Annotated in this window: 22 protein-coding genes; 12 read left to right on the top strand and 10 right to left on the bottom strand. The window is 70.9% G+C overall.

Annotation, left to right across the window (positions count from 1 at the left end; genetic code table 11):
- Positions 1 to 30: 30 nt before the first annotated feature.
- The 6 genes from J4H91_RS00610 to J4H91_RS00585 all read right to left on the bottom strand — a co-directional run bounded on the left by J4H91_RS00610 (position 31) and on the right by J4H91_RS00585 (position 5,217).
- A complete protein-coding gene (locus tag J4H91_RS00610) occupies positions 31 to 1,347 on the bottom strand; it encodes a Dyp-type peroxidase (protein ID WP_341783371.1) in 1,317 nt (438 codons plus the stop codon).
- Positions 1,328 to 1,873 (bottom strand): copper chaperone PCu(A)C, encoded by a 546-nt coding sequence (locus tag J4H91_RS00605; RefSeq protein WP_208044309.1) that lies wholly within the window; start codon positions 1,871 to 1,873, stop codon positions 1,328 to 1,330. Before J4H91_RS00605 ends, J4H91_RS00610 begins: the two co-directional genes overlap by 20 nt.
- Positions 1,870 to 2,571, bottom strand: coding sequence for a copper resistance CopC family protein (locus J4H91_RS00600; protein ID WP_208044308.1), 702 nt, complete (start codon positions 2,569 to 2,571; stop codon positions 1,870 to 1,872). Before J4H91_RS00600 ends, J4H91_RS00605 begins: the two co-directional genes overlap by 4 nt.
- Before the next feature lie 287 nt (positions 2,572 to 2,858).
- Positions 2,859 to 3,491, bottom strand: a complete 633-nt coding sequence (locus J4H91_RS00595; RefSeq protein ID WP_208044307.1) for a hypothetical protein — start codon at positions 3,489 to 3,491, stop codon at positions 2,859 to 2,861.
- 36 nt (positions 3,492 to 3,527) lie between these two features.
- Complete coding sequence (locus J4H91_RS00590; RefSeq protein ID WP_208044306.1) at positions 3,528 to 4,373, bottom strand: urea carboxylase-associated family protein; 846 nt, start codon at positions 4,371 to 4,373, stop codon at positions 3,528 to 3,530.
- Positions 4,366 to 5,217 carry a GntR family transcriptional regulator gene (locus tag J4H91_RS00585; protein ID WP_208044305.1) on the bottom strand — a complete coding sequence of 284 codons (852 nt, stop codon included), beginning with the start codon at positions 5,215 to 5,217 and terminating at the stop codon, positions 4,366 to 4,368. Before J4H91_RS00585 ends, J4H91_RS00590 begins: the two co-directional genes overlap by 8 nt.
- A 239-nt stretch (positions 5,218 to 5,456) precedes the next feature.
- On the opposite strand from J4H91_RS00585, the gene J4H91_RS16015 reads away from it, so the two are divergent.
- The 5 genes from J4H91_RS16015 to pheT all read left to right on the top strand — a co-directional run bounded on the left by J4H91_RS16015 (position 5,457) and on the right by pheT (position 14,245).
- On the top strand, positions 5,457 to 7,874 hold the full coding sequence (locus J4H91_RS16015; RefSeq protein WP_208044304.1) for an ABC transporter permease subunit: 2,418 nt from the start codon (positions 5,457 to 5,459) through the stop codon (positions 7,872 to 7,874).
- 18 nt (positions 7,875 to 7,892) lie between these two features.
- On the top strand, positions 7,893 to 8,648 hold the full coding sequence (locus J4H91_RS00575) for a LamB/YcsF family protein (protein ID WP_208044303.1): 756 nt from the start codon (positions 7,893 to 7,895) through the stop codon (positions 8,646 to 8,648).
- Positions 8,648 to 10,534 carry a 5-oxoprolinase subunit B/C family protein gene (locus tag J4H91_RS00570; RefSeq protein ID WP_208044302.1) on the top strand — a complete coding sequence of 629 codons (1,887 nt, stop codon included), beginning with the start codon at positions 8,648 to 8,650 and terminating at the stop codon, positions 10,532 to 10,534. The genes J4H91_RS00575 and J4H91_RS00570 overlap by 1 nt, the downstream gene beginning before the upstream one ends.
- A 73-nt stretch (positions 10,535 to 10,607) precedes the next feature.
- Complete coding sequence (gene pheS / locus J4H91_RS00565; protein ID WP_208044301.1) at positions 10,608 to 11,657, top strand: phenylalanine--tRNA ligase subunit alpha; 1,050 nt, start codon at positions 10,608 to 10,610, stop codon at positions 11,655 to 11,657.
- On the top strand, positions 11,657 to 14,245 hold the full coding sequence (gene pheT, locus J4H91_RS00560; protein ID WP_208044300.1) for a phenylalanine--tRNA ligase subunit beta: 2,589 nt from the start codon (positions 11,657 to 11,659) through the stop codon (positions 14,243 to 14,245). The genes pheS and pheT overlap by 1 nt, the downstream gene beginning before the upstream one ends.
- A gap of 444 nt (positions 14,246 to 14,689) precedes the next feature.
- Here the strand turns inward: pheT and J4H91_RS00555 are convergent, their stop codons facing one another.
- Positions 14,690 to 14,968, bottom strand: coding sequence for a PIN domain-containing protein (locus tag J4H91_RS00555; protein WP_208044299.1), 279 nt, complete (start codon positions 14,966 to 14,968; stop codon positions 14,690 to 14,692).
- Between the two features lie 84 nt (positions 14,969 to 15,052).
- Between J4H91_RS00555 and J4H91_RS00550 the strand changes: the two genes are divergently transcribed.
- From J4H91_RS00550 to J4H91_RS00520, 7 genes are all read left to right on the top strand, one after another.
- Positions 15,053 to 15,958: a VOC family protein gene (locus J4H91_RS00550; RefSeq protein ID WP_208044298.1), complete on the top strand. Its 906-nt coding sequence runs from the start codon at positions 15,053 to 15,055 to the stop codon at positions 15,956 to 15,958.
- 78 nt (positions 15,959 to 16,036) lie between these two features.
- Positions 16,037 to 16,801, top strand: coding sequence for a P-loop NTPase family protein (locus tag J4H91_RS00545; protein WP_208044297.1), 765 nt, complete (start codon positions 16,037 to 16,039; stop codon positions 16,799 to 16,801).
- Entirely contained in the window at positions 16,798 to 18,609 is a 1,812-nt protein-coding gene (locus J4H91_RS00540) for a YhgE/Pip domain-containing protein (RefSeq protein ID WP_208044296.1), read from the top strand. Before J4H91_RS00545 ends, J4H91_RS00540 begins: the two co-directional genes overlap by 4 nt.
- Positions 18,610 to 18,709: 100 nt before the next feature.
- Positions 18,710 to 19,351, top strand: coding sequence for a GntR family transcriptional regulator (locus tag J4H91_RS00535; RefSeq protein ID WP_208044295.1), 642 nt, complete (start codon positions 18,710 to 18,712; stop codon positions 19,349 to 19,351).
- Entirely contained in the window at positions 19,348 to 20,871 is a 1,524-nt protein-coding gene (locus J4H91_RS00530) for an MmgE/PrpD family protein (RefSeq protein ID WP_208044294.1), read from the top strand. Before J4H91_RS00535 ends, J4H91_RS00530 begins: the two co-directional genes overlap by 4 nt.
- Before the next feature lie 109 nt (positions 20,872 to 20,980).
- Positions 20,981 to 21,880 (top strand): methylisocitrate lyase, encoded by a 900-nt coding sequence (prpB, locus tag J4H91_RS00525; protein WP_208044293.1) that lies wholly within the window; start codon positions 20,981 to 20,983, stop codon positions 21,878 to 21,880.
- Between the two features lie 43 nt (positions 21,881 to 21,923).
- Positions 21,924 to 23,111: a bifunctional 2-methylcitrate synthase/citrate synthase gene (locus tag J4H91_RS00520; protein ID WP_208044292.1), complete on the top strand. Its 1,188-nt coding sequence runs from the start codon at positions 21,924 to 21,926 to the stop codon at positions 23,109 to 23,111.
- A gap of 133 nt (positions 23,112 to 23,244) precedes the next feature.
- Here the strand turns inward: J4H91_RS00520 and J4H91_RS00515 are convergent, their stop codons facing one another.
- The 3 genes from J4H91_RS00515 to J4H91_RS00505 form a co-directional block, all read right to left on the bottom strand.
- A complete protein-coding gene (locus tag J4H91_RS00515) occupies positions 23,245 to 24,684 on the bottom strand; it encodes an amidase (RefSeq protein WP_208044291.1) in 1,440 nt (479 codons plus the stop codon).
- 186 nt (positions 24,685 to 24,870) lie between these two features.
- Entirely contained in the window at positions 24,871 to 25,413 is a 543-nt protein-coding gene (locus J4H91_RS00510) for a MarR family winged helix-turn-helix transcriptional regulator (protein WP_208044290.1), read from the bottom strand.
- A gap of 76 nt (positions 25,414 to 25,489) precedes the next feature.
- Positions 25,490 to 26,527: an ABC transporter permease gene (locus tag J4H91_RS00505; protein ID WP_208044289.1), complete on the bottom strand. Its 1,038-nt coding sequence runs from the start codon at positions 26,525 to 26,527 to the stop codon at positions 25,490 to 25,492.

The raw sequence follows: 26,527 nt of genomic DNA, 5'->3' as shown, positions 1-26,527 counted from the left end.
CTCCGCCTCGTGCGAGCGGCGGATGAGCGCCTACTCGAACAGCGGGTCGCCGAGCAGGGTGCCCCGCTCGAACCCCGGCAGGATCGCGAACACGGCCGAACCCACGTGCGTGACCCACTCGTTGAGCAGATCGGCCTCGTCGAGTCGGCGTTGGATCGGTACGAACTGCCGCAGCGGATCGCGCTGGTAGCAGCCGAACAGGAGCCCCGACTCGCCGCCCTCGTCGTAATTCGCGGCGCGGCGGAAGACGCGCTCCGCCGGGTCGGTCGAGTGCGCGCGGCGGATGTGCGCCGCCATCGGGATGCGGCTGAGCCCGCGCTCGTCGGTCGCGGAGAAGTCGGCGGGCGTGGACTCGGTCGCCGTCTCGGACGGAGCGCTGAGCGGCGAGCCGTCCGACAGGCGGCGCCCGATCGTCTGCTCCCGACCGGGGCGGTCCACCGCGTCCCACGTCGCGAGCTCCATGCGGATGCGCCGCAGCACGAACGCGCTGCCGCCCGCGAGCCAGCCCGCCTCGGGGCCGAGCCACACGAGATCGTCGAAGTCCTCCCCGTCGGCGGGCGAGGGGTTCACGGTGCCGTCGACCTGGCCCATGAGGTTGCGCATGGTGGTGCCGTCAGCCTCCGCTCCCCGGGCTTGCCGGAAGCCGCGCTGCGTCCACAGCGGTTCCGCGAAGCCTGCGAGGTCGCGGCCGATCATGCGCATCGCGTGCGCGATCGGCAGCGGGTCGTCGGCCTGCAGTGTCACGAGCAGATCGCCGCCGTCGAAGCCCGAGCCGAGGTGGTCGCGCTCGAAGGCGGGGAGCGGGGCCAACCATGCGGGCCGTGCGGCGCCGGTCCGGGAGACGAGTTCGGGGCCGACGCCCACCGTCACCGTCAGCCGGGCCGGCCGGGCCGCGAGCTCGACCTCGGGATCGGCGAGCGGTCCGTTGCCCGAGGTGAGCCCCTCGACGTCGTCGGTGAGCACGCGGAACATGCGTCGCAGCGCGGCCGCATCGGTCGCGGCGCGCAGCGCGAACGCAGAGTGCACCACGTGCGCGGCCGGGGCGGTCACGATCCCCGCCTGGTGGGCGCCGTGGCAGGGGAGCGACTCGCCGCCGAACCCGGCGAGGGATCCGCTCCCGCCCGCTGCGGGAACCGTCTCGGCTGCGGCCGCGGTTCCGGGAGGCGGCGGTGCCGCGGCCTCCCGGAGCACTCGGGTACCGAGTGCTCCGCCCGCCCCGAGCAGCGCCCCGAGGCCGACGGCGCCGCCGGTGAGCAGCGCGCGTCGGCCCAGGCCGGGCCGGGAGGGTTCCGCATCCAGTGTGCGTTCGTCTCGGAGCTCTACCGGGTCAGTGCCCGCCGTGCTCACCGTGATCCTCCGCGCCCGCGTACTCCTCGTTGGCGCCCGCGTAGTCCTTGACCGGCACCGTGATCCGGACGGTGTCGCCGTTCTCGAACGTCACCGTCACCGAGACGTCGTCGCCCGCGAGCAGTTCGCGGGTCAGACCCATGAGCATGATGTGGTCGGATCCGGGGGCGAGTTCGAGCGTGCCGCCCGCAGGGATGACGACGTCGCCCGTTATCTCCTGCATCGCCCCGTCGGCGGTGACCTCGTGCAGTTCGACCGTCTTCGCGGCGTCGCTCTCGACGCCCGAGATGACGAGGTCATCGGAGCCCTCGTTGCGGAGGGTGCCGAAGAGCCCGGTCATGCCGTCTGCCTCGGCGGCCTTGGCCCAGCCTGCGTCTATTGTGACCGAGGAGACCTCGGCGCGCTCCTCGGTCGCGGCGGGCTCGGGCGCCGTCGAGGTCCGGGATTCGGAGCCGGCGCAACCCGAGAGGAGCAGTGCGACGGCGATTGCGGCGGCGGTCGTGCTGCCGAGCGCGGGGCGGATCATGCGCGGTCCTCCTCGCCCTGAGCGGCGCTTCCGGCGCCGTCGGTGCGTTCGGTGTCCGCGGCCATGCCCCGGGCGCGGCGCTTGCGCCCCGCGGTGGCAGCGGCGAGCCCGCCCGCGATGACAGCTGCTCCGCCGACGATCACGGCGATGAGGGCGCCGACCGGGGCGCCGCCCTCGGATCCCTCGCCCTCGGCTGCGTGGTCGTGCTCCGCCGCCTGCTCCGAGGCGTCGGAAGCGGCCGATGCGCCGTCCTCGAAGCGCGGATCGGCCTCGAGGATGGCGGAGTCGGCGCCTGCGGCCTGCAGCGTGAAGGATCCCTCGATCGGGTGGCCGTCGCTCGAGACGACGCGCCACGCGACCGCGTAGTCGCCGTCGGGCAGGTCCGCGGCGAGCGGCTGCACCACTCGGGGGCCGCTGACCTGAGGCTCGCCGTCGGTCGCGTCGGCCCCGTCGGAGCCGGTCACGACGATCTCGGTGCCGACCTCGATGATGCTGTCGCTGAACGTGAGGGTGATGTCGTCGACGGTCCCGGTCGAGGGATCGACGGTGACGGTGCGGTCGACGAGCTCGTCGTGCGCGAGCGCGGGGGAGGCGATGCTGGTGGCCGCGACTGCGGCGATGAGTGCTGCGCCCGCGGCGCGGGCGATGCGTCGGCCGACGCGAGCGGGTCGGGGGGCGGGGCGGGATGTGCGAGACATGGGGTCTCCAAGTTTCTCCGGCGATGGCCGGGTCGATGGCGCCGCGATCGCGGGCGCGTGTGGAAGAGTCTGTGAGCGGCTCGCGCGGCCTGAGCGGCTCGCGCGGCCGGCGTTCTGAGCCGGGCGGATGCGTTCGCTGATGCGGAGATGACGCGTCATTCGGACGAGAACGGTCTCCCTGGTCCGAATGAGCGTTCAGGTCCGAGCGGCCGTGCAGCATCGTGCATCCCGAACCAGCACGCGCGGAGCGCGCGTGCTGAACGGGCTGCGATGCGCAGTCATCGGGCTCAGACGGCGAGCGGCGGCCCGCGGTGCGTGATCGCGGAGGAGGAGAACAGCCGGTCGCGGAGCGCGATCGGCCGGATGACGGCAGTGGGAGCCGGGCGCCGGGAGACGGGGGAGAGCCGCGGTGCCGCACAGGGGAGTGCGCGGCGGATGAGGCGCAGGAGCGCGAGGCCGGCGCGCTCGCCGCGGTGCAGCAGCGCGATGGTCAGCAGGGCGGCGACGGCGTGGCCGAGCCACATGGCGGCGTCCGCCTCCGCCGCGCCCGAGGCGAGCGGAGTCGGCGCGAACCGCTCGAGCGCTGCGAGGTGCGCGGCGTGCAGCGGCGCCGGCGAGCCGGTCGCGGTGGGGGCGCCGAGGCCCGCGAAGCTCCAGTGGAAGAGGAACTGCGAGGTGCAGACGGCGAGCGAGAGGCGCCACAGCGAGGCGGCGCGGCCGGCGAGCAGCACGCAGACGGGCAGCGAGAGGATCGCGGTGGCGGCCAGGGCCTGCCAGGTGAGGGATCCTCCCGCCAGCGAGTGGGAGGCGGCGGCGATGAGGGTCGCGGCCGCAGCGCCGAGGGTGCCGCGGAGCGTGCGCGCCCCGCGGCTCGCGCGATGCGCGCGCCGCGGGCGTACGGCCGGTCGCGATCCCTCCATGGGGACCATCCTATCGCCGCCGCGGACGACCGCGGGTCAGCTCCAGGGGCGCTCGACGAGGGCGTGCCCGCCGGCGTACTCGGGGAGCGCAGGCTGCTGCCAGCCCTCGAGCAGCGTGTCGTCGATGCGGTAGATCTCGACGCCGATGGGGCGGCAGACCTCGATGGGATCGTGCGCTCCGTCGCCCCACATCGGCACCGACAGATCGCCACCGGGGCACGTGGAGAGGGCCATCAGCAGATCCTGCTCGGCGAACATCTCGAAGTAGTCGCCGACCTGCGCGGGGCAGGTCTTCATGAAGTACTGATCGCGGTCGTTGAGGCCCGTGCACTGGAAGACGTTGAGCACGTCGTGCACGTCGAACTCGGTGAGTCCGTAGGGGCGCACGGCGCGCACGAGGTTCGAGTGGCAGTGGTAGTCGAAGTCCTCGCCCGTGAGCTTGCGGTTGATGTAGGGATCGCAGCGCGTGCCGAGGGTGTCGTGCACCCGGCCGCCCTCGGCGTCGACTCCGTAGTTCTCGAGGGTGTCGGCGGTGATGGTGACGAGCGGCCTGATGTAGGGCAGCGTCGACCAGAGCCGGTCGAAGGTGGTGACGTGGGCGGCCTGCAGCTGACGCGTGCGGGCGGCCCAGAACCGCTCGCGCGGGTTGTGGCGGTTCCAGATGTTGAGGTCGCCGACCTGCGGACCGTCGACGGTGAGAAGGCGGCAGACGTGCCCGGCTGGCACCTCCCAGGCGCGGCCCGAACGGATCGGGATCTCGAAGCTGTCGACGAGGGTGCGCGTGGCGGTTTGCTCGGCGATGGCCCCGTAGAAATCGCGGTCGACTTCGAGGGCGGGGCCCTTGTAGGCGGCGTCGGTGAGTGAGGCGACCTGTTCAGTCATGGTGTCCTTTCGGGGCTGCTGCGCCGCGCTGTGCGGCGGCGGAGTGAGGGGAGGGATCGGCGCCGGTCGGCGCGCCGGCGCCGACAGAGGAGCCCGGGTGGGTTTCGGCCTCGCCGATCGCCGGGGGGCTCGAGCCGGCGGGCGCGTCGTCGGCGGGCTCCTCGCCGGCGCGCGTCCGCAGACGCTCGGCCGCGCGCAGCGCGTCGATCACGCTCGCCTCGGAGTCGTCGAGGTAGGCGGCCAGCGCCTTCGCGGCCTCGGCGCGGGCGCCGGAGAGCACGAGTTCGGCGATCTCCCGGTCGCGCGCGATCCAGCGCACCTGGAACGCGCCCTCGTCGGGGATCACCGCGAAGGCGAGGCGCAGCTGCGCTGCGATGACGTCGAAGGCCCGCTCGAGGCTCGGCGAGCCGGCCAGCCGCACGATCGCCTGGTGGAAGGCGAGGCTCCCGGTGCCGACGCTCGACCAGTCGCCGCCGCGCACGGAGCGCTCGGTGCGCGTGACGGCGGCGTCGATGTCGGCGAGAAGATCCTCCGACGCGGCGTGGCTCTGCAGCACGGAGCCCGATTCGATGATCCGGCGAGCTGCGTAGAGGTCGCGGATGTCGTCGATCGCGAGGGCGCGCACGGAGTAGCCGACGTTGCGCACCGAGACGGCGAGACCCTCGGCGGCGAGGAGGCGCAGCGCGTCGCGCGCGGTGTTGCGCGAGACGCCGTGCTGCTCGGCGACGACGGCGTCGACCAGGCGCTCGCCGGGCGGGAGCTCGCCTGCGATGATGCGGCGGCGCAGCGCGTGGAGTGCGGCCTCGGCGGCGGACTCTCCGGGTGCGACGTGGGCTGGAGACATGCGGTCACTGTATCACCTCGCCCTAGATTGTTGAACAAAATCGATTATCGGGACGGAGCGCTGCGCGATGAAGGAGAGCGGCGGGGCGGGATCCCTTGCCGCTCGGGGCGAAGGATCCCTGAAATGCCGCGTTTCCCTGTCCGCGCGCACGGGAGGGTCATTCGCTCAAGCAATACGAGTTATGACATTTCGTTACTCGACCATTGACAAGATTGTTCAATGATCCGTATGGTTGCGTCATGATTCTTCGAAGAAGCAGGACCCTGATCGTCGGCCTCGCGGCCGCGCTCCTCGGGTTCGCCGCCGTCGCGGCGCCACTCACGCAGGCGAGCAGCGCCGGCGCCGCCGCCGACGACGGCGTGCTCCGGATCGGCTCCGATCTCACCTACCCGCCCTACGCCTATCTCGACGGCGAGGAGCCCGCCGGCTTCGACCCCGACTTCATGCGGGCGCTCGCGGCGCAGATCGATCGCGAGCCCGAGTTCGTCGACACCCGTTTCGAGCAGCTCATCACGAGCCTTCAGGCGGGCCACTTCGACGTCGTGGCCTCGGCGCTCTACATCACCGAGGAGCGAGCGGGGCAGGTCGACTTCATCCCGTATTTCACCACCGGCAACTCGATCGTCTCACCGACAAACTCGGCGCCCGTGCGCGATGCGGGTGATCTGTGCGGCCTGAGCGTCGCCGTGATCAAGGGCGGAGAGGTCGCCACCCAGTTACGCAGCGAGGCGAGCGCGGCCTGCGAGAAGGACGGCGGCGCCGCGATCGACGTGCGCGACTTCACCTCCGACACCGAGGGCACCCAGGCGCTGCTCGCCGGGCAGGTGGACGCGCAGGTGACCGACGCGGCCGTCGCCAAGAGCGCGGTCGACGCCTCGAACGGCTCGCTCGCGATCACGAGCGATGAACTGCTGTTCCCCGCCTCCGTCGGCATCGCCGTGGCCAAGGGCGACACCGAACTCGCCGAGGAGTTGCGCGGCGGCATCGAGCGCATGCGCGAGGACGGCACCTACGAGAAGCTGCTCGCGCAGTACAACCTCGCGGAGCCCGATCCCGAGGCCGTGGCCGAGGCGATGGGGAAGAACGCGCCGGCCGAGGGCGACGAGGCGGGAGCGAAGCAGGGATTCGTCTTCGACTGGCCCTACTTCTTCAGCCTCTTCGCGGTGCCCGACTTCTGGTCCGCCGCGCTCACGGTGCTCGTGCTCTCGGCCCTCGCGTGGGGCATCTCGACCGTGCTCGGCATGGCGGTCGCCCTCGGCAGGCAGTCGCGCTTCGCCTGGCTGCGCGCCGTGCTCGGGGCCTACGTGTGGTTCTTCCGATCCCTCCCGCTGCTCGTGCTGCTGATCTTCGTCTACAACGCGCCGCAGGTGATCCCCGAGCTGCGCGCGATCGTCGGATCGCCGTTCATGGCCGGTCTGCTCGCGCTCGTGCTCTCCGAGACGGCCTACATCTCCGAGATCCACCGCGGCGGCCTGAAGTCGGTCGCGGGCGGTCAGGGCGAGGCGGGCCGCGCGCTCGGCATCCCCTGGGGCGGCGTGCAGCGCCTCATCGTGATCCCTCAGGCCTTCCGCGTCGCGCTGCCCGCGCTCGGCAACGAGCTGGTCACCATCATCAAGCTGACCTCGCTCGTCTCGGCGATCTCGCTGACCGAGATCCTGCTCGTGGGTCAGCGCATCTACACGCAGAACTTCAAGGTGCTCGAGACCCTGCTCGCGGTCGGCATCTTCTACGTGATGCTCGTCACCGTCTTCGACCAGGCGCTGCGCCTGCTCGAGCGCCGACTCGACGTGAACCGCAGGGGCAAGCGCGCGAAGCTCGGCACCGCCACCTCGAACATCGACGTGCTCCCGCCCGCCCCGAAGCGCGAGCGCACGCCGCACGAGGGCGAGCAGGTGCTGCAGGTGCGCGAACTGCGCAAGTCGTACGGCGAGACGGAGGTGCTCAAGGGCATCGACCTCGACGTGCACCGCGGCGAGGTCATCGCGATCATCGGCCCCTCCGGCTCGGGCAAGACGACCCTCATCCGCACGCTCAACGCGATGGAGCCGATCAACTCGGGCGATGTGCTCTTCCACGGCAAGCCCGTGGGTTACGCCCGCGACGCGAGCGGCGCGAAGAAGCCGGTCTCCGACCGGGTCGTCGCGGCGACGCGCGCCGAGGTGGGCATGGTGTTCCAGCAGTTCAACCTGTTCCCGCACAAGACGGTCATCGAGAACGTCACCTTCGCGCCCGACTACCTGCGCACCGCGTCGCGTGCCGAGATCCGGGAGCGGGCCATGGCGCTGCTCGCGAAGGTCGGCATGGACGCGCATGCCGAGAAGTACCCGCATCAGCTGTCGGGCGGTCAGCAGCAGCGCGTCGCGATCGCGCGGGCGCTCGCCATGGAGCCCGAGGCGCTGCTCTTCGACGAGCCCACCTCCGCCCTCGATCCCGAGCTCGTCGACGAGGTGCTGCGGGTCATGACCGAACTCGCAGCCGAGGGCCTCACTATGGTGGTGGTGACGCACGAGATGCGCTTCGCCCGAGAGGTGGCCGACTGGGTCGTGTTCATGGACCAGGGAGTCGTCGTCGAGGAGGGGCCGGCCGAGCAGGTGTTCGACCGCCCCGAGCACGATCGGACGCGGCGCTTCCTGAAGCGCGTGCACGCGACTGACTAAGCAGAAGGAGAGGGATCCATGCCCCGCATCGACCTCAACAGCGATCTCGGCGAATCGTTCGGCAACTACACCTTCGGCGACGACGCGGCGGTGCTCGCCTCCGTGTCGAGCGCGAACGTGGCCTGCGGCTTCCACGGCGGGGACCCGCACGGCATCCGCACGACCTGCCGCAAGGCGCTCGAACTCGGCGTGACGATCGGTGCGCACCCCGGCTACCGCGATCTGCCCGGATTCGGTCGCCGCTTCATCGACTACGACCTGGACGAGCTGACCGACGAGGTCATCTACCAGGTCGGCGCGGTGCAGGCCATGGCGCGCAGCGTCGGAGCCGAGGTGCGCTACGTCAAGCCGCACGGCGGTCTCTACAACACGATCGCGGTGAACGAGGAGCAGGCAGGCGCAGTGGCGCGCGCACTCTCCGAGCTCGCCCCCGAGCTGCCGCTCATGGTGCTGAGCGGATCGGTCATCGAGCGCGTGGCGCGCGAGGCCGGCCTGCGCACGGTCGCCGAGGCCTTCGCCGACCGCGGCTACCAGGCCGACGGCACGCTCGTGAAGCGCGGCACGCCCGGCGCGATCCACACCCCGGAGGCCGCGGTGGCCCAGGCGGTGCGCATCGCGACCGAGGGGCGCATCACCGCGGTCGACGGCACCGATCTCGAGGTCGCCGCCGACAGCATCTGCCTGCACGGCGACAACCCGGCTGCGGTGCGTCTGGCCGGAGAGATCCGCGCGGGCCTCGAGGCCGCGGGGGTCGAGATCAGAAGCTTCGCCTGATGCCCCGCGACCGCGGCTTCCCAGTGCGCCCGGTCGGCGATCGCGCCTGCATCGTCGATCTGCCCGACCTCGATCGTGTGCTCGGCGTCGCGGCGCGGCTGCGTGAGCTCGCGATTCCCGGCGTCGTCGACATCGTGCCCGCGACGTGCACGGTGCTGGTCGTCTGCGACGGGCGGGAGGCCGTGCACCGCGTTTCCGACGCCGTCTCCGGCTTCGAGCCCGATGTCGCGGCGGGGGAGACCGTCGGGCGGGAGGTGACGATCGACGTCGTCTACGACGGCGACGATCTCGAAGCGGTCGGCGAGCTCACCGGTCTCGGCGCCGAGGGCGTCGTCGCCGCGCACACCGGCGCCGCCTGGCGCGCGGCGTTCGGCGGCTTCGCGCCCGGCTTCGCCTACCTCGTCGGCGGCGACGAGCGCCTGCGAGTGCCCCGACTCGACTCGCCGCGCACGGCCGTGCCCGCGGGCTCGGTCGCGATCGCCGGAGAGTTCTCGGCGGTCTACCCGGGGGAGTCGCCCGGGGGCTGGCGATTGCTCGGTCGCACGGGCGAGCGGATGTGGGACGAGTCGAGGGATCGCCCCGCGCTCGTATCGCCCGGCGACTCGGTGCGCTTCCGCGCAGTGCGGGAGCGCGTCGCTGCCGCCCGGGGCGCGAGCGGCGCGGACGGCGAGGGATCCCTCACCCTCTCGGCAGGCTCGGACGACGCGGCGGACACTGCTGAAGCCGCGATCGCGCGCGAGGGATCGAGCCCCGCACTCGCGGTCGTGCGACCCGGCATGCTCACGCTCGTGCAGGACGGCGGCAGGCCGGGCAACGCCGCACTCGGCGTCACGGAGTCGGGCGCGCTCGACCGTGCCGCGCTGCGCGCCGCCAATCGCGCGGTCGGCAATCGGCTCGACGCGGCCGGCCTCGAGCACCTCGGCGGTGGCCTCGTGCTGCGCGCCGAGCGCGACACCGCCGTGGCGGTGACCGGTGCGGACGCCGAGATCTCCGTCACGACCGGAGACGGCCGCTCCGGCGCGGAGACTTCTGCGGAGACGCGGGAGGCGGCCGCGGGCGAGGAGATCGCGCTGCGGGCGGGCGACCGGCTGACGCTCGGTGCGCCGCAGCACGGACTGCGCTGCTACGTGGCGGTGCGAGGCGGGATCGCCGGTCGCACCGTGCTCGGCAGCCTCGCCCACGACAGCCTCTCCGGCCTGGGCACGGCTCCGCTCGCGCCGGGCGACACGATCGCGACGGAGGCGATCGGCGAGCCGGATCCAGAGTCCGTGAATGGGAGCGGGACCGATAGGGATCCCTCGCCCGCACCGGCGCCAGCCGATCTCGTGCCGGTGCTGCGCTTCGTGGCCGGCCCGCGCGACGACTGGTTCACCGAGGGATCCCTCGCCGCATTCGCCGAGCGCCCGTGGCGGGTCACGCCGCAGTCGAACCGCATCGGCCTGCGCCTCGACGGCGAACCGCTCGAGCGCGAGCGCGAGGGCGAGCTGCCCACCGAGGGCATGGTGCGCGGCTCCATCCAGGTGCCGCCCAACGGCCTGCCCGTGCTGTTCCTCGCCGACCATCCCACGACCGGCGGTTACCCCGTCATCGGCACGGTCGTCGACGACGACCTCGACCGGGCCGCCCAGCTGAGCCCCGGCAGCGAGGTGCGCTTCGTCGCGGTCGACCCCGACGACATCGGCGAGCCGCGGGGGGCCGCGGCACCGCCCGAGCGCGTCGACTTCTCGATCGAGGTCGACGGCCGCCGCCACGCCGTCGCGATGGCGGGCGCGCTCGCGTCGGCCATCGACCGGGCTGGCGCCGAGGGAGACCGCTCGGCCTCGGAAGCGCTGATCGGGGAGATCGTGCGCAGCCTCGACGCGGGAACCGGATCCGGGGCGCGATAGACGCCGCGCCCGAGGGGTCCGGCGGAGCGATCGCGCCGGATACCCCGTGCCGACGCCGGTAAGATAGAGCCTCGTGTCAGACACTCCCAGCACCAACCCGATCACCCAGGAAGCGGCCCAGGCAGCCGTCGATGCGGCGCTCGCCGCGTTCGCGGCCGCCGGCACCGTGGCCGAGCTGAAGGCGGCGCGCACCGAGCACTCGGGCGAGGCCTCGGACATCGCGAAGCTCAACGCGCGCATGCGCGACGTGCCAAAGGATGAGAAGGCAGCCACGGGCAAGCTCATGGGGCAGGCCCGCGGGCGCATCGAGGGCGCGTACAAGGGCCGCGAGGCCGAGCTGGTCGAGAAGGAGGCCGCCGAGCGGCTCATCGCCGAGACGGTCGACGTCACCGAGGCGCCCGTGCGCAGGCGCACGGGATCCCGTCACCCCCTCGCGCAGCTGCAGGACGAGGCCTCCGACATCTTCATCGGCATGGGCTGGGAGATCGCGGAGGGGCCCGAGATCGAGCACGAGTGGTTCAACTTCGACGCGCTCGGCTTCGACCCCGACCACCCCGCGCGCGCGATGCAGGACACCTTCTTCGTCGAGCCCGCCGACCGGCACCTGATCCTGCGCACCCACACCTCGCCCGTGCAGATCAGGGCGCTGCTGAACCGCGAGCTCCCCGTCTACGTCGTCGCGCCCGGCCGCGTCTACCGCACCGACGAGCTCGATGCGACCCACACCCCCGTCTTCCAGCAGATCGAGGGCCTCGCCATCGACCGAGGGCTGACGATGGCGCACCTCCGCGGCACGCTCGAGCACTTCGCCAGGCAGATGTTCGGCGAGGAGGCGAAGATCCGCCTCCGCCCCAACTTCTTCCCCTTCACCGAGCCCTCCGCCGAGATGGACGTGTGGCAGCCGAACGCCAAGGGCGGCGCCCGCTGGGTCGAGTGGGGCGGCTGCGGCATGGTCGATCCCAGGGTCCTCGCCGCAGCCGGGATCGACCCCGATGAGTACCAGGGCTTCGCCTTCGGCATGGGCATCGAGCGCACCCTGCAGTTCCGCCACGACCTGAACGACATGCGCGACATGGTCGAGGGCGACATCCGCTTCAACCGTCAGTTCGGAGGACTGGTCTAATGCGCGTTCCACTCAGCTGGCTCGGCGAGTACGTCTCGCTGCCCGAAGGCACCACGCCCGAGCAGGTGCACGCCGACCTGGTGCGCGTCGGGTTCGAGGAGGAGTCGATCCGCCGCTTCGACGTGTCGGGTCCGCTCGTCGTGGGCCAGGTGCTGACGCGCGAGCCCGAACCCCAGTCGAACGGCAAGACCATCAACTGGTGCAGCGTGCGCGTGGCGCCCGAGGGGCAGCGCGCGGCCGACGGCGGCGACGACGTGCGCGGCATCGTGTGCGGAGCCCACAACTTCGAGGTCGGCGACAAGGTCGTCGTCACGCTGCCCGGCTCGGTGCTGCCGGGAGGCTTCGAGATCGCGGCCCGCAAGACCTACGGCCACGTCTCCGACGGCATGATGGCCTCGGCCCGCGAGCTGTCGCTCGGCGAGGACCACGACGGCATCATCGTGCTGTCGCGTCTCGGCCTCGACCCGGAGGTCGGCGAGCTCGCGCTGCCGCTGCTCGGCATGGACGACAGCGCGGTCGAGATCAACGTGACGCCCGACCGCGGCTACGCGTTCTCGATCCGCGGGGTCGCCCGCGAGTACGCCCACTCGACCGGTGCCGAGTTCCGCGATCCCGCGCTCGCCGTGTCGCCCGCGCCGGCATCCGGCTTCCCCGTCGTGCTCGCAGACGAGGCCCCGATCAGGGGCCGAGTGGGCGCGACCGGCTTCATCACCAGGGTGGTGCGAGGGATCGACCCCACCCGGCCCACGCCGACGTGGATGGTCACGCGCCTGCAGCTCGCGGGGATCCGATCCCTGTCGCTGCCCGTCGACATCTCGAACTACGTGATGCTCGAGCTCGGCAACCCGCTGCACGCCTACGACCTCGCCAAGGTGCGCGGCGGCCTCACGGTGCGTCGCGCGGCCCGGGGCGAGACGCTCGTCACCCTCGACGGGCAGGAGCGCAAGCTCGATCCCGAGGATCTGCTGATCGTCGACGAGTCGGGCCCGATCGGTCTCGCCGGCGTCATGGGCGGCCGGACGACCGAGGTCGGCGAGGGCACGGTCGACGTGCTCGTCGAGGCCGCGACCTTCGACCCGGTGTCGATCGCCCGCACGGCGCGCCGCCACAAGCTGCCGAGCGAGGCGTCCAAGCGCTTCGAGCGCGGCGTCGATCCGCTCGTCGCGCGCGCGGCCGCCCAGCGCATGGTCGACCTGCTCGTCGAGCTCGCGGGCGGCACCGCGGACGAGCTCGGCACCGAGATCGTCGCGCCGTGGGAGGCTCCCCGCGTCGAGCTGCGGCTCTCCCGCGTGAACGGCCTCACGGGCGCCGACTACACCGATGCGGAGGCCCGCGCCGCGATCGAGATGATCGGCTGCGAGGTGACCGACGGCGCCGAGGGCGAGATCGTCGTGACCCCGCCGAGCTGGCGCTCCGACCTGGCCCGCGCAGCCGACCTGATCGAGGAGGTCGCCCGCATCGTCGGCTACGACCGCATCCCCTCGGTGCTGCCGGTCGCGCCCGCCGGACGCGGGCTCACCCGCGAGCAGCGACTGCGCCGCAGGGCCGCGAACGTCGCGACCGCCGCGGGCCTCGACGAGGTGCAGAGCTATCCGTTCGTGTCGCGGGCGCAGCTGAACGCCTTCGGCGCGGGCCCGGAGTCGGCCGCGGCGTCCGGCGAGCCCGACGCGGTGCACGCCGTGCGCCTCGCGAACGCGCTCGACGGGGAGACCCCCTTCATGCGCCGCTCGCTGCTGCCCGGCCTCGTCGGCGCGGCGCAGCGCAACGCCTCGCGCGGCATGACCGACCTCGCCCTCGTCGAGTTCGGCTCGGTGTTCGAGCCGACCGCCGGTTCGGGCGAGGCCCGGCTCGGCACCGACTCGGTGCCGCCGCTCGCCGAACGGCCGAGCGACGCGGTGCTCGCCGAGCTGAACGCGTCGATCCCGGCGCAGCCGCGCCGCGCCGCAGGCCTGCTGCTCGGCGACGCGGCTGCCAAGCAGCCGGGCGAGAGCGCCCGCGCCTACGACTGGGCCGACGCGCTCGACGCCGCGCGCACCGTCGCGGGGGCCGTCTCGGCCGAGCTCGTCGTGTCGCAGGGCTCGCACCGCGCCTTCCACCCGGGCCGCACCGCCGAGCTCGCCGTGCGCGTGAGCAGCGATGTCGAGGGGGACGAGGGCGGCCTCGAGGTCGTCGGCGTGGCCGGCGAGCTGCTGCCCGAGCTCGTGGCGGAGCACCACCTGCACGGTCGGGTGGCGGCGTTCGAGCTCGATCTCGACCGCCTCATCGAACTGGCCCCGCGCGAACCCGAGACCTTCCCGCTCTCGAGCTACCCCGCGGCGACGCAGGATCTCACCCTCGTCGTTGCGGCCGATGTGCCCGCGGGCGATGTGCTCGCCGTGGTCGTCGCGGGAGCGGGTGAACTGCTCGAGGACGCGCGAATCGTCGACGACTACCGCGGAGCAGGCGTCGAGGAGGGGGAGAAGGCGCTCACCTTCGCCCTCCGCTTCCGCGCGGGCGATCGCACGCTGAAGGCCGAAGAGGCCAGCGAGGCGAAGCTCGCGGGCGTCGCCGCGGCCGAGACCGCGTTCGGCGCTCGCCTGCGCGACTAGGGATCGCGTCTCCGCCGCCGGCCCGGCGAGGCGCACCCTTCCGCCGGCCCGGCGAGTCGAAGCCGAGTCGAAACCTGCAGCGGGAACCGGCTCATCGTAGATGAGTATGTATTGCGGGAATCGCCTTTCCCGGTAGAAACACGCAGTTGTGCAGTAGTGGCCTTCGAAGCGCTGCTCGTGCCCGTTTACTGCAGCATCGCGGGCTCTTGCGCGATCGGGGGCACTTGTGAGGTGTGTTGCGCCTGAAAACTCTGCGACACACCCCACAAGCGACCTCGATCGTGCGGGACGACGTGTCGCGTCGCACGATGGACTTGAAATCGGCAAGGCGTCCTCTTCTGCTGGCACGGCGAGCGAAGCGAATCGAAACCCTCGAGCGACCCTTGATTTCGACTCGCTGGCGCTCGCTCAATCAGCGAGGTGGGTCGGCTCCGCCTCGCTCAATCAGCGGGGTGGGTCGGCTTCGCCTCGCCGGGTCGGCGGGTGCGGTCGGCAGGGCATCCGTTCACCGATTCGCTCGGGGAGCAGCGCCCACCCGAGGCGCGACGCGGCCCTGCGGTCGAACGCCACGACGCGATCGACACCGAAAAGCCCCATCGCACCGGCGATGAGCGCGTCGCCGAAGTCGGCACTCTGCTCGGCGAGCGTCAGCGCCCGCACCACGCCCTCGCCGTCGTCGAACTCCAGGACCTCCGACTCAGAAGGCCGCCCTGCGCGGTTCACACCCGAATGTCACCGGTTCGTGGCAACCTGTGAGGAGCGGCGCGAGGGCGCGCCGCTCGAACGACGGTCCGAAGGGGGAATGTCATGGCTGCGCAGAAGATCGTGCCGAACGTCTGGTGCCAGGGGAATGCCGAGGAGGTGGGTCGGTTCTACTCCACCGTGCTGCCGAGGGCGACGAGTCGGGTCGCATCGCGCTACCCGCAGACGGGCCTGCTCGACTTCCAGCAGGAGATGGCCGGGCTGCCGCTCACGGTCGAGGTCGATGTCGACGGCTTCGAGATCGTGCTGATCAACGCCGGTGCCGAGTTCCGGCCGAACCCCTCGATCTCGCTCATGCTGAACTTCGACCCCTTGATGTTCGGCGATGAGACCGCGGCCCGCGCCGAACTCGGCGCCGTCTGGCGCGCGCTCTGCGAGGGCGGGCGCGAGCTGATGCCGCTCGGCGAGTACCCGTTCAGCAAGCGCTACGGCTGGGTCGAGGATCGCTACGGCGTGAGCTGGCAGCTGATGCTCACGGATCCGGCCGGCGAGCCGCGGCCGTTCGTCATACCGTCCCTGATGTTCGGAGGTGCTGCGCAGAATCGCGCGGCCGAGGCCATCGACTTCTATGCCGCGACCTTCGATGACGCGGCGGCGGGCGGCCGCTTCCCCTACGGCGTGCAGACGGGTCCGGCTGCTCCGCAGGCGCTGATGTTCGGCGAGTTCCGGATCGGCGAGCAGTGGTTCGCGGCGATGGATTCCGGTGTGGAACAGGATTTCTCCTTCACCTGCGGCGTCTCGCTCGAGGTGCGGTGCGCCGATCAGGCCGAGATCGACCGGCTCTGGGAGGCGCTGTCGGCCGAACCGCGGGCAGAGCAGTGCGGATGGCTGCAGGATCGCTTCGGCGTGAGCTGGCAGGTGGTGCCCGAGAAGATGGGCGAGCTCATGGAGCGTCCCGACGCCTATGCGCACCTGATGGAGATGAAGAAGATCGTCATCGCAGACATCTGAGCCCGCGGCCCGCCTCCCTCTCGCCATCCGCGAGCCGCCCGTGCACCGCAGCGTGCGCGAGGAGTAGAATCAGCGGGTTTGAAGAGGCAGAGGGGCGGGGTTCCGATGTACGTGCGTGCAACGGGTATCAGCAAGGGGCCGGGCGGCCGGGCGCTTCCGGCGAGCGACGTCGGGATGAGTTCGGGCACCGCGGTGTTCGTGGAGGCCGAGACGGCGCAGCGGCCGACCGTGATGGGGCTCATCGTGTCGGGGCGGATGCGCCCTGACACGGGAGAGGTGACGATCGATGGAGAGGCGGATCGGCGCGCGCTGAGGGATCGCATCGCGCTCGTCGACGCCCCCGACGTGAGCGAGCCGCACGGAGACGTGCGGCTCGCCGACGTCGTCGCGGAGGAGCTGATGTTCGCGGGGCTCGCCCGCGGTCCGCACGCGGTGCGCCGTGAGCTCGAGCACCTCGGGCTCACGGGTGAGGCCAAGACGCCGATGGCCGATCTCGACCCGGGCGCCAGGGTGCGCGCGCTCTGCGAGCTCGCTCTGCGGAGGCCGGGCGTCGAGGGCATCGTGCTCGTCTCTCCCGATCGGCACGGGGGCGACCCCGAGCAGTGGTGGAGCATCGCCTGCGAGATCGCCGAGCGCGGGCCCGCCGTGCTGGTGATCGCCGGACTCGCGGCGCGCGCCGCGATCGATGCGCACCCCGAAGGCTGGGGAACGGGCGAGGTGTCGCCGTTGCGGGCCTCCCGCGAGGCGGTTTCCGCCGCGCACGCGTCCAGCGCCGCTCCCCACCGCCCCGAGCACGCCGCTGGCGCCTCGGCCGAGGCGCCGACGGGGGAGGAACGCGCATGAAGATCCCTCAGCTGATCCGAGCCGAGTTCGCGAGGCTCTGGGCGACCCCCATGGCGAGGCTCGCCTTCGTCGCGCTCATGTGCGTGCCGCTGCTCTACGGCGGCCTCTACCTGTGGGCGAACCAGGATCCCTATGCCCGGCTCGACCAGGTGCCCGTGGCGCTGGTCGTCGCCGACGAGGGCGTGCAGCACGGCGACACCGTGCGCTCGGTCGGAGACGAGGTGGCGAAGAACCTCATCGAGGACGGCAGCTTCGACTGGAAGCGCGTCAGCGCGAAGCAGGCCGCCGAGGGGGTCGAGAGCGGGCTCTACGACTTCTCGGTGACGCTGCCCGAGGATTTCACGCAGGCGCTCGAGTCGTCTCGCAGCGACACCCCCCATCAGGCCGACGTCGTCCTGACCACCAACGACGCGAACAGCTATCTCGCCTCCACCATCGGCGAGCAGGCCGTGAAGCGGATCCAGCAGCAGATCGTGCGCTCCGTGAACCAGGAGGCGGCGCGCACCATGCTCGACGGCATCGCCGAGATCCGCGTCTCGTTGGTCGACGCGAGCGACGGCTCCGGGCAGCTGCTCGCGGGCACCGAGCAGGCACGCACCGGAGCGGGGCAGCTCGCGGCCGGGCTCGGGCAGCTGCGCGACGGGACCGCGAACCTTCCGGCGCAGACCGAGGCGCTCGCGGGCGGCGCCGCTCAGGTCTCGGCGGGCAACGCGCAGATCGCGGAGATCGGGAACCAGGTGGCCGGTGCGAGCCAGCAGGCCATCGACCGGCTCGCAGGCGACCGCGACGCCATCATCGCCGAGCTCCAAGCGGCGGGCGTCGACCCCGCGGTCATCGCCTCGGTGCAGTCCAGGCTGGCGGCGGCGGATCCGGTGCTGCGCGACGCGAACACCCGTGTGCAGAGCGCGAGCGCTCAGCTGAACGCGCTCGCGAGCGGATCGCAGCAGCTCGCGGGCGGCGCGCGGCAGCTCGCCGATGCGACCCCGCAGCTCACGGCGGGCATCGCGACCGCGGCAGATGGAGCGGGGCAGCTCGATACCGGGCTCGGCGCGCTCGTGGACGGGGCCTCGCGGCTGCACGACGGCCTCGCGGGAGGCGTCGAGCGCATCCCCGACAGCAGCGACGAGCTGCGCGGCAAGCAGGCGGCGAACATCGCCGACCCCGTGGACGTGCGCACCTCGCAGGTGACCTCCGCCGGCACCTACGGGGCAGGCCTCGCCCCCTTCTTCGTGAGCCTCGCCGCGTGGATCGGCATCTACGCGCTGTTCCTCATCCTGAAGCCGGTCTCGCGGCGCGCGGTCACCGCGATCTACGCGCCGATCCGGGTGACGATCGCGGGCTGGGCCACGCCCGCGCTGCTGGGCGGGGTGCAGATGCTCGCGCTCTTCGGCATCGTGGCGGGCGTGCTCGGCTTCGGCGTGACCCACCCCGTGCCGGCGTACGGCATGATGGCGCTCGCCTCAGCCACCTTCGCTGCGATCATCCTCGCGCTGAACATCTGGCTCGGCAGCGTGGGGCAGTTCATGGGCCTCGTGCTCATGGTGCTGCAGCTCGTGACGGCGGGTGGAACCTTCCCGTGGCAGACGCTGCCCGAGCCGCTGTCGAGCCTGCACCACTACCTGCCGATGTCGTTCGCGGTCGACGGGCTGCGGCAGCTGATGTACGGGGGAGTGATCGAGCAAGCCGGCTCAGCCGCGCTGAAGCTGGGCCTCGTGCTCGTCATCGCGCTGCTCGTCTCGGCGCTCGGAGTCGCCCGCATGATGCGATCGCGCACGCTGAGGGATCTGCAGCCCAGTCTCATCGGGTAGGGCACGGATCTCTGTGTATACGTAAAGGCCTATTTTGCGTGCTTCTCTTGCCTGATCGCAGTTTTATGTATACGATCGTGGTGACCGAGGGAGGTGCGGCATGCGAGCGGGGGACCGGGCGTACACGACGCTGCTGGAGGAGATCCAGCGCGGTGAACTCGCACCGGGCACCGTGGTCGGCGAGGTCGAGCAGGCCGCGAGGCTCGGGGTCAGCCGCACGCCGATGCGCGAGGCGATCCGCCGGCTCGTCTCCGATGGGCTGATCCTGCAGCAGTCCCCGCGCGTGATGGTCGTCTCCGGCTTCGACACCGACGACATCCGCGACCTCTTCGAGGCCAGGCGCGCGCTCGAGGAGACCGCCGCCAGGATCGCCGCTGAGCGCGGCGATCGCAACGCCTTCGCCGAGCTCTCCGACGCCTTCTCCGAGGCGCACCCCGAGCGCGGGGAGCTCGCGACCGACGCCTACTACGAACTCATCGGCCGCTTCGACGCGGCTATCGATGCCGCCGTCGACAATGTCTACCTCGTGCAGGCCCTGCGCAACGTGCGCACCCACCTCTCGCGCGCCAGGAGGCTCGCGAGGGACAACCAGGAGCGGCTCGTCGCCTCGGTCTCCGAGCACGCGCTCATCGCGGGGGCGATCGCCGCGGGCGACGCCGACCTCGCCGCCCATGCCACCCACGTGCACCTGCATCACGCACTCACCTCGATCCTGAACTCCATCCCGGAAGGACAGCAATGACCGTCAACCACCACGTCCGCGTCTACAAGAGCGAAGAAGATCTGCCCCGCGAGCAGCAGCTCGCATGGAAGATCGCGGAGGTCGCCACCGATCCCGTCGAGGTCGAGCCCGATGTGGTCGACATGATCATCAACCGGATCATCGACAACGCCTCGGTCGCAGCCGCGTCGCTCAACCGAGGCCCCATCGTCGCGGCGCGCGCGCAGGCGCTCTCGCACCCCGTCTCGACGGGTGGCGAGGGATCCGCCATCTTCGGCCTCGCCGCCGAGAAGTCGAGCCCCGAGTGGGCGGCGTGGGCCAACGGCGTAGCGGTGCGCGAGCTCGACTACCACGACACCTTCCTCGCCGCCGAGTACTCGCACCCCGGTGACAACATCCCTCCGATCCTGGCCGTTGCGCAGCACGTCGGGTCGGACGGCCGAGCCCTCGTGCGCGGCATCGCCACCGGCTACGAGATCCAGATGGACCTCGTGCGCTCGATCTGCCTGCACAAGCACAAGATCGATCACGTCGCCCACATCGGCCCGTCGGCCGCTGCCGGCATCGGCACCCTCCTCGGCCTCGACGCCGAGACCATCTACCAGGCCGTCGGCCAGGGCCTGCACACCACGACCGCCACGCGTCAGAGCCGCAAGGGCGAGATCTCGACGTGGAAGGCTCACGCCCCCGCCTTCGCGGGCAAGATGGCCGTCGAGTCCGTCGACCGCGCGATGCGCGGCCAGACCTCGCCGTCGCCCATCTACGAGGGTGAGGACGGCGTTATCGCATGGATGCTCGACGGCCCCGACGCCTCCTACGACGTGCCGCTGCCGGCTCCCGGCGAGCCGAAGCGCGCCATTCTCGACAGCTACACCAAGGAGCACTCGGCCGAGTACCAGGCCCAGGCCTGGATCGACCTCGCCCGGAAGCTCCACAACGAGCGCCCGGAGCTCGCGGATCCCGCCAACATCAAGGCGATCGTGCTGCACACGAGCCACCACACGCACTACGTGATCGGCTCGGGCGCGAACGACCCGCAGAAGTACGACCCCACCGCCTCGCGCGAGACCCTCGACCACTCGATCCCGTACATCTTCGCGGTCGCGCTGCAGGATGGCGGCTGGCACCACGTCGACTCCTACGCCCCCGAGCGCGCCGGACGCGCCGATACGGTCGAGCTCTGGCACAAGATCACCACGGCGGAGGACGCCGAGTGGACGCGCCGCTACCACTCCGAGGATCCCGACGAGAAGTCGTTCGGCGGCCGCGTCGAGATCGAGCTCGCCGACGGCACGAAGCTCGTCGACGAGATCGCCGTCGCCGACGCGCACCCGCTGGGCGCGCGGCCCTTCGCCCGCGAGCAGTACATCGCGAAGTTCCGCCTGCTGGCGGAGCCCGTGCTCGAGAGCGCCGAGATCGAGCGCTTCCTCGACCTCGTGCAGCGCCTGCCCGAGCTCTCGGCCGACGAGGTGCGCGAGCTGAACATCGTCGCCAAGCCGGGTCTGCTCGACCTCGCCGCCGCCCCGAAGGGTCTGTTCTAGGACACTCCCGAGCCCGCCCCCTGAGCCTGTCGAAGGGGGCGGGACGGAGCACTCGATCCCTTCGACAGGCTCAGGGAACGCGCGCTCCTCACTTCGAAAGGACGAACTTATGCTGTATGCCAAAACCTCGCCGACCGAGAAGCGCCGTCTCTTCAGGGAACAGCTGGCGAGCGGAGAGCTGCTCCGATTCCCCGGCGCGTTCAATCCGCTCTCGGCGCGCCTGATCGAGCGCAAGGGATTCGAGGGCGTCTACATCTCGGGCGCCGTTCTCGCGGCCGATCTCGGATTGCCCGACATCGGGCTGACCACGCTCACCGAGGTCGCCGGTCGCGGCGAGCAGATCGCCCGCATGACCGAGCTCCCGGCCATCATCGACGCGGATACCGGATTCGGCGAGCCGATGAACGTCGCCCGCACGATCCAGGAGCTCGAGAACGCGGGCCTGGCCGGCTGCCACATCGAGGACCAGGTGAACCCGAAGCGCTGCGGTCACCTCGACGGCAAGGCCGTCGTCGACGAGGAGACGGCGACGAAGCGCATCCGCGCCGCCGTCGATGCGAGGCGAGACGAGAACTTCCTCATCATGGCGCGCACCGACATCCGCGCCGCCGAGGGGCTCGACGCCGCAGTCGACCGCGCCAAGGCGCTCGTGGACGCGGGGGCCGACGCGATCTTCCCCGAGGCCATGCGCACGCTGGAGGAGTTCGAGGCGATGCGCAAGGCGGTCGACGTGCCGCTGCTCGCCAATATGACGGAGTTCGGCAAGAGCGAGCTCTTCTCCGCCCGCCAGCTGGCCGACGTCGGGTTGAACATCGTGATCTGGCCGGTATCGATGCTGCGCATCTCCATGGGCGCGACGGGCAGGGCACTCGATACGCTCGTGGAGGAGGGGCATCTCACCTCGAAGCTCGATGAGATGCAGCACCGAGCTGATCTCTACGATCTCATCGACTACGAGGACTACAACCACTTCGACACGAACGTCTTCAACTTCTCCGTCGAGCGCTAGCGCCCGACGAGAGACTTCGAAGTCGACAGGTAAAGGAGCCGACATGACTGAAACCGAGATCAAGAAGGGGCTTGCGGGCGTCGTCGTCGACTACACCGCGGTCTCCAAGGTCAACCCTGAGACGAACAGCCTGCTCTACCGCGGCTATCCGGTGCAGGAGCTCGCGGCGACCCAGCCCTTCGAGGCCGTCGCATATCTGCTGTGGCACGGGGAGCTGCCGACCGAGGCGCAGCTCGCCGAGCTCCGGGCGGAGGAGCGACGGCATCGATCCCTCGCCGAGAACGTGAAGGCCGCGATCGACCTTCTGCCGCTCGACTCGCACCCGATGGACGAGGTGCGCACCGCGGTCAGCGTGATCGGAGCCTCCGATGTCACCGGCGGCGGTTCCGTGCTCGACGCGTCGGGCAGTCCGGAGGAGAACCTCGCGCGCAGCATCCGCCTGTACGCGGCGCTGCCGGCGATCGTGGCCTACGGTCAGCGACGCCGCCGCGCACTCGACGTCGTCGAGCCGCGGGACGACCTCGACTACTCGGCGAACTTCCTCTGGATGACGTTCGGCGAGGAGCCCGAGGAGATCGTCGTGGACGCGTTCAACCGCTCGATGATCCTCTACGCCGAGCACTCCTTCAACGCATCGACCTTCACCGCCCGCGTGATCACGTCCACGCTGTCCGACCTCTACTCGGCGGTCACCGGCGCGATCGGCGCACTCAAGGGACCGCTGCACGGCGGGGCCAACGAGGCGGTGCTGCACATCATGAGCGAGATCGGCTCGGCCGACAACGTCGTGCCGTGGCTCGACAGGGCGCTCGCCGAGAAGCGGAAGATCATGGGCTTCGGCCACCGCGTCTACAAGAAGGGCGATTCGCGCGTGCCGACGATGAAGGCCGCGCTCGACACGCTCATCGAGCACTACGGCAGGCAGGACGTCGCGGAGCTCTACGCGAAGCTCGAGAGCGAGTTCGTCTCGCGCAAGGGGATCTACCCGAACCTCGACTACCCGTCGGGCCCGGCCTACAACCTCATCGGCTTCGACACGCTCACCTTCACCCCGCTGTTCATCGCATCGCGGGTGACGGGCTGGACCGCTCACATCATGGAGCAGGCCGCCTCGAATGCGCTGATCCGTCCGCTTTCGGCCTACAACGGCGTCGATGAGCGTCACATCGCCGGCTACGTGCCCGACGCCGCGACGCTCGCGGCGGCCGCGCGGCCGGCCGAGCAGAGCTGAGCTGAGCCGAGCCGTCGGCGCGCATCGCTCCCGGGCGCACCGACGGCGCCGCGGCTCATCGGGACACGCGGAGGCCCCGAACCATATCGGTTCGGGGCCTCCGCTCGTGCGGTCCTCGTGCGAGGGATCCGCGCTACGACTCGAACGGGGCGAGGTCCGGGCGCGCGCCGTCGGTCCAGGGGCTGTGCACCCGCTCGAAGTTCGCCGCCACCCGCAGCACCTCGGCGTCCGCGAGCTTGCGGCCCGCGATCTGGAGCCCGATCGGGCGACCGTCTTCCGTGAAGCCGGCCGGCATCGAGATCGCCGGCACCGTCAGCATGTTGTAGGGGTAGGTGAGCAGCCAGCCGAGCAGCTGGCGCTGCACGGACTGCCCCAGCAGGTGGTCGGGCGCGAACTGCCCGTGCGGGTGCGCCGCGTGCGTGAGCGACGGGGAGACGATCACGTCGTAGTCCCGCATGAACTCGACGAAGGTCTCGTACATCTGAGCCCGGGCGAGGTTTGCGCGTCCGTAGTCGGAGACCGCGACGGTGTCGGCCTCCTTGATCAGGTCGATGAGCTCAGGGTCGATCTGCCCCTCCCAGGCGTCCCAGTCGATCAGGTCGCGCTCGGCTGAGAAGCCGGGCACCCAGATGCTGTGCCAGAAGGCGTCCTCCGGCCGCGCCCATGGCGGGGTCGCCTCGACGACGGTCGCGCCGAGCTGCTCGAACTTCCCGACGGCCCGGCGGCATACCTCTGCGACTTCCGGATCGATCTCGTAGCCGGTGCCGAGGTCGGGGGAGTAGGCGATGCGCAAGCCCGCGATGTCCTTCTCGATCTCGGCGAGGTAGTCGGTGCCGTCGTCGGGCAGGCTCATGGGATCCTGCTCGGAGGGACCGGCCATGACCTGGAACATGAGCGCAGCGTCGGCGACGGTACGGGTGAGGGGGCCGTGGAAGGCCCAGGTCTCGTATCGGGTCGGCAGCACCGTGCACGGGATCCTGGCGAGGCTGGGCTTGAAGCCGACGATCCCGTTGAGCGATGCGGGTGCGCGCACGGAGCCGGCCCCGTCGCTGCCCTCCGCGATCGGCACGAGTCCCGACGCGACCGCCACGGCGGAGCCCGTGCTCGACCCGCCGGCGGTGTGCGCCGGCTTCCACGGGTTGTGCGTCGCGCCGAAGAGATGGCTCTCGCCGTACACGGCGTAGCCGGCCTCGGGAACGGTGGTCTTGCCGACGTAGATTCCACCGGCGTCGATGAGCCGGTCGAAGAGGGCCGCATTGTGGTCGGGCACGCTGTCCTTGAGCGCGATGAGCCCGGCCGTCTGCGGATCGCCCTTCACCGCGGTCATGTCCTTGATCGCGAATGGGACGCCCGCGAGCGGACCCACGTCCTCGCCCTCGGCGAGTCGCCGTGAGATCGCGCGAGCCTGGGCGCGGATCCGTTCGGGGTCGAAGACCGAGAACACATTGAGCCCCGGGTCGTATTTCTCGATGCGGGCGATCGTCGCCTCGGCGACTTCCTCGGGAGATATCTCGCCGGCCCTGATCGCACGGGCGATCTCCTGGGCGCTGTTCCACGCGATGTCGAGCGTCATTGCTGCGTTCCTTTCGGGGCGTTGGTCCGGTCAGGGCCAGCGTATGCCACAACCAACCATTTTTAAATGGTTCCTAACCATTTTTCGGACTCCGCAGGAAAGCACCGCTCTTCTTGGCGGAAAAGCGTCTTGCGCGCTGTTTAGTTTGACATCATAATAATTAGTTTGAATGCTAAATATGGCGGATCAGTGCTCGAGCGGATCCGGCAGCGGCGGCGGATCCGAGAAGTCACCGGAGTTCTTGCGGAAGCGGGCGAGTATGCGCACGAGATCCGAGACGTCCTCCTCCTCGAGTCCGATATCCCTGAACACGTGGAGGTTGAGCGCATCCGTCGCATTCTCCACGAGGGCGACCCCGTCAGAGGTGATCACCAGCATCGTCGCCCTGCCGTCGGTCGGATGCGGTTCGCGCCGCACGAGACCCGCCGAGACCAGACGATCGACGGCGCTCGTGACGCTCGCCGGGTGCAGCTGGAGCCGCGAGACGACGCTGGCGAGCGGCATGCGGCCCTCGCGCGTGAACGCCAGGAGACGCAGGAGTTCGAACCGCGCGAAGGTCAGACCGAACGGCCGGAGCTGCGCATCCACGCTCGCGAGCAGCAGCTGTTGAGCGCGCATCACCGAGGTCACGGCCGCCATGCCGAGCGCGGCGTCGTCCCAGCCGCGCTCGGTCCACTGGCGTTTCGCCTCTGCGATCGGATCGGTGCGGAGCGGGTGCTGTGAGACCATGCCCCTCACGTTACCGGGTGCGCGCGAAGGGGTGCGCGTCCGGTGACGGATGCGCACCCCTTCGCGGAGCCGGCGGCTACTCGCCCTGGATCTGCTTGATCGCGGCGGTGTTGAGAGTCAGACGGCGGCTCTTCTTGCGCCTGCGCTGGAAGCCGGTCAGCGAGGTCGCGGCCGCGAGGATCAGCACGAGGCCCGTGATGATACCCGAGGCCTCCGGAGGCACGTTCATGAGCGACAGGCCGTTGTTGAGCACCGCGATCAGCCACACGCCGAGCAGCACGCCGAACATGCTGCCGCGGCCGCCCGTGAAGGGGATGCCGCCGAGCAGCACGGCGGTCAGGATCGAGACCTCGAAGCCGATGCCGAGCGTTCCGGACGGCGCGCTGCCGAGGCGCGCGACCTGCAGCACCGCCGCGATGCCCACGGTGGCGCCGATGAGCACGTAGAGCAGGAACACGAAGCGCTTCACGGGGATGCCGGTGAGGAATGCCGCGCGCTGGTTGGCTCCGATGGCGAGCGTGTGCTTGCCCGCGGGCAGTCGGGAGGCGACGAAGTAGAGGACCGCGCAGACGACCGCGGCCGTCCATACCAGATAGGAGATGCCGAGGAACTTGCCGTTGCCGAGCGAGAGCACCTCCTGGGGGAGGCCGTACAGCGAGCCGGGGGAGAGCAACTGCGCCAGACCGCGGAACGCGGCGAGGCCGCCGAGCGTCACGACGATCGGCGACATCCCGATGTAGCCGACGAGAACGCCGTTGAATACGCCGACGGCGATCCCGACCGCGATGCCGACGAGGACGCCGGGGAGGAGGCCGTGGTCGATGAAGACGAAGGCGGCGCAGACGCCGGCCAGCGACATCGTGGAGCCCACCGACATGTCGATGTAGCCCGCCATGAGCAGCAGCCCGGCCGCGGCGGCGACCACGAAGGTGGCGGCGTTCTGGTTCAGGATGCTCAGGAGGTTGTCGCCGCGGAAGAACACGGGGGACTGCGTGGCGAAGAACACCATCAGCGCCAGGGTCGCGATGACGAGGATCACCAGCTGCATGTCGAGGCGGGCGCGGAGCGCCTTCCATCCCCTCGGGGCGGAGTGCGAGGCTGCGGAGGTAGTCAT

Source organism: Leucobacter ruminantium, assembly GCF_017565705.1.
Lineage (GTDB): Bacteria > Actinomycetota > Actinomycetes > Actinomycetales > Microbacteriaceae > Leucobacter > Leucobacter ruminantium.
This window is presented reverse-complemented; position numbering and strand designations above follow the sequence as displayed.